The sequence below is a fragment of the Streptomyces sp. AK02-01A genome (genome assembly GCF_033795305.1).
Lineage (GTDB): Bacteria > Actinomycetota > Actinomycetes > Streptomycetales > Streptomycetaceae > Streptomyces.
Map to the genome: position 1 here is coordinate 1 of NZ_JARBAE010000126.1, position 952 is coordinate 952.

The window sequence follows — 952 nt, forward strand, 5'->3', positions numbered from 1 at the left end:
TCGGTGGAGATGTCGCAATCCACACCGAACCCGGAAGGCCCTCACTCGTTCAAGATCACCCAGCCGTGATTGCTGTCACCAACCTCCGTGGACAGAACAACTAGCGCTCACTTTTCGCGCTTGTTGTCACCAAGATCGGGCTTCGCCGGTGCTGTCGCCAGCGGGCTGGTTCCTTGGGGGGATGAAACTATCCGAGCCGGTCTCCGGTTACGAGCCTGTCCCCGTGGCCGGCAGCGGTGGCGTGTTGTGGTCGCATCGCTGCTCGTGGGTTGACTTGCTTGTCCCCGTGGAGCTCGCGTCCGGTCGCGGCGGTCTGGACCTGGGCGAGGGGTGGCAGGGACGGTGGTCGGTGACGTGGCGGGTCGACGGCGAGGATGCCTCCTCTCCGCTCGACCGAGCGCTGCGGGGAACCCTGGCTGCGCTGGAGCCGATGCGGGGGTTCACCTGGCGACGGGCCCAGCGGCACCGTCCTGGTCTGCCGTTCATGGTCAGTACGGGTCGGCTGCACGGCTCCGAGAGCTTGGAGGAGTCAAAGCTGCTGCTGGCCCTGGACTTTGACGCGCAGGTCACGGAGATCGTCTCGCAGCCGCTCAGGATCCGCTTCACGTGTGCTGCCGGGGAGCGTGACCATACCCCGGACTACTTGGTGCGGACCCGTTCGGGGGTGTGGTTGATCGATGTCCGACCGGCAGCGCTGATCAAGGACACGGACAGAGAGTCGTTCGCGGCTGCCGCTGAGATGGCGAAGGCATGCGGTTGGGGCTTCGTGGTCGCGGCGGGGTGGCTGCCGCACGTCATGGTCACCCTGGACTGGTTCTCCTCGCAGCGGCGCCCGAAGAGGGACCCGCTAGGGGCAACGCCGTTCAGTTAAGCGTGGCGGCTGTTCGTCAAGTCCGGTGAACGAGGCAGCGGAGCTGCTGTAGAAGAGGTCTGTCCTCCAAGACATCCTCAC

Annotated in this window: 1 protein-coding gene; it reads left to right on the plus strand. The window is 65.7% G+C overall.

Annotated elements, in window-relative coordinates; genetic code table 11:
• Positions 1–223: 223 nt before the first annotated feature.
• Positions 224–871 carry a TnsA-like heteromeric transposase endonuclease subunit gene (locus PV679_RS36015; protein WP_319685497.1) on the plus strand — a complete coding sequence of 216 codons (648 nt, stop codon included), beginning with the start codon at positions 224–226 and terminating at the stop codon, positions 869–871.
• Positions 872–952: the final 81 nt, after the last annotated feature.